The sequence below is a fragment of the Moorena sp. SIO3B2 genome (genome assembly GCF_010692525.1).
Taxonomy (GTDB): Bacteria; Cyanobacteriota; Cyanobacteriia; order Cyanobacteriales; family Coleofasciculaceae; genus Moorena; species Moorena producens.
In genome coordinates this window covers 1-2,067 of sequence record NZ_JAAHHE010000724.1, presented here as the reverse complement: position 1 = coordinate 2,067, position 2,067 = coordinate 1, and the positions used below count along the sequence as shown (strand labels likewise).

Annotated in this window: 2 protein-coding genes and 1 pseudogene; 1 reads left to right on the top strand and 2 read right to left on the bottom strand. The window is 41.4% G+C overall.

Features of this window, described 5'->3' with window-relative positions:
* Nucleotides 1–559 (bottom strand): Rieske 2Fe-2S domain-containing protein (locus F6K38_RS40315; protein ID WP_287360462.1); only part of this gene is annotated, 559 nt, incomplete at its 3' end.
* A gap of 136 nt (nt 560–695) precedes the next feature.
* Here F6K38_RS40315 and F6K38_RS40310 point away from each other — a divergent pair.
* Nucleotides 696–1,448 carry a PAP/fibrillin family protein gene (locus tag F6K38_RS40310; RefSeq protein WP_008184849.1) on the top strand — a complete coding sequence of 251 codons (753 nt, stop codon included), beginning with the start codon at nt 696–698 and terminating at the stop codon, nt 1,446–1,448.
* Between the two features lie 305 nt (nt 1,449–1,753).
* Here F6K38_RS40310 and F6K38_RS40305 read toward each other — a convergent pair.
* Nucleotides 1,754–2,067 (bottom strand): annotated as a pseudogene (locus F6K38_RS40305) (NAD(P)H-quinone oxidoreductase subunit 4); the annotation flags it as partial.

Genomic DNA, 2,067 nt, shown 5'->3' with positions numbered 1-2,067 from the left:
TCAATGTTAGGGCATCATAAGGCAAATCCCGAAACGTATTCAAGCAAATCCAACCGTCCGGGTCTTCTTCTAAGGCATCAACAATGGGAACCTTAGTTTGAGCCGCATTCTCAGCTTGTCCAGGATAAACAAATAACAATCCTTGAGCAATTTTAGTCGGTAGTGAATTGACACAGGCACGTTGGGAAATTTCAGCCTTTCCCCTTTCTTTTTGCTGTGGAATGACCTCACACTGGCCTGTTCCGGAAAAAGCCCAGCCATGATAGGGACATTCTAGCCGTCCATCCTGATTAATTCTACCTTCAGACAGTGGAGCCAAACGGTGTGGACATTGATCGACAAACGCTCGCCACATCTGTTCATGCTTGTCCCACCAGAGGACAATATCCTGCTCTAACAAAGTGAAGCGAGTGGGCTGGGATTTGTCTAAATCTTCGACGTAAAAAACAGGATACCAAACTTCTTCCCAGTCAAAAAAATCTGAATTATAGCCACCTAATCCCAGTTTTTTCACTGCCTTATTTTGAGAGGTTACGGACTGTAAAACGCTGCTAGACATAGTAGGATTATTTTGTAAATTATTGGATTATTAATCAGAATAAATGTAACAAAATTTAAAAAAATAGTCAATAAAAAATTAACAATATAGGATGATATAAAGTAGCATCATCAGGACAGCTAAAATTTTCAATGATATGGTAGTCGTAGATTCAGAAAAACGTACATCAGCTAAAACAGCCTTGCGTCAAGTGCTTGCCGCTTGTGGTGGAAATACTAAGCATGAAGCCGTAATTGCTGCAATTAATCATTTATCTCAACTCAATCCCACAACAGCACCAACACGTCATGGGGAACTCCTGGATCATGAATGGTTGTTAATTAGCACACCTAATTTTCCCGGAGGAGAGCAACTGGCAGAGGGTCAGTATGCTTACACTCTCGGTCGTCTTGCGTTTAATATGTTTCAACCCACAGGATTAAAACTGGTGATTGACCGAGTTCTCCAACCTGTATTTTTGTTGGGAGATGGTCAACAGCGTAGTCATGATATCGTTGTGGAATTTACGACCGTTGATGAGTCTATGGCTCAAATCAAGGGAATTGTACGCAACCAAGGCGTTTGTTATCCCGTTAGTGATTGGGTGTTACAAGTACAATTTACAGGAGCTATTTTAGCCCCCCATCCATCAACAAATCTAAAAGATTGGCAAGCAATTTTTGGTGATCAATGCCCATCTTCACAGAAAAGTTGGACAGAAAAATTGATGTCTGGTTTTTTGAAGTTGATGTTCGGTTTAGTACCCCCCCAAGAGATGAACCCAGATACTGGAGAATTAGCATTTACCATGAAGCGATCGCCCAAAGGTCGTCTACAAATTCTCTATCTGGATGAGGAACTCAGAATAACTCGTGGGGAAAAGGGTACAGTTTTAGTCTGTGAAATTTAGTCTGTGAAATCCACAGGTGCGACCCCTCGCGAATTTAATTCTTAATGGGTGAAGCGCACCTACTAATTTTAAAAGCCATACAGCAATGGAAAATGGGGTTTATCAGACTCGCGTTTTGCCTCAAAAAAGTAAGATGCACCCGATTTGTTGGGAGCATCTCATTTTGGCAAATATATCGTTTTATTTTTGCTGTAGAATCACCATGATATAGCTATTTGCGGTATGTTTCTTCCAAAGTTAGATGCTCCTACTTGGTTTGGGGCGTTCTTTTTGTTTAACTCCCGCTAATCGCAAACAGGAACTAATCAATACTGGGTAACCCCAAGAATAGGTTGAGCCTTGGTTTTGGCTAACTGTGGCGCTGTGAAGGTACCAGAGTATAGAGGTGATTCCTCTTGAACAATGAGTGGTAAGGATTGGCGCATTTGAGCAGCAACCGCTACAGTTTTTACATCATAGGTTTGAGTGACTAGCTTCGGATAAAGACCGATCCCAATAATAGGGATTAACAGACAAGCGGTAACGAAAATTTCGCGAGGCTTGGCATCCCCTAGGTATTTCTCAATAATTATGCCAGAGTTATTTTTACCGAAAAATACCTGTCTGAGCAGTGAAAGCA

What these genes read in the sequence shown, in the direction of transcription:
- F6K38_RS40310 (WP_008184849.1), top strand. Translation starts at nt 696, where the DNA reads ATGGTAGTCGTAGATTCAGAAAAACGTACATCAGCTAAAACAGCCTTG.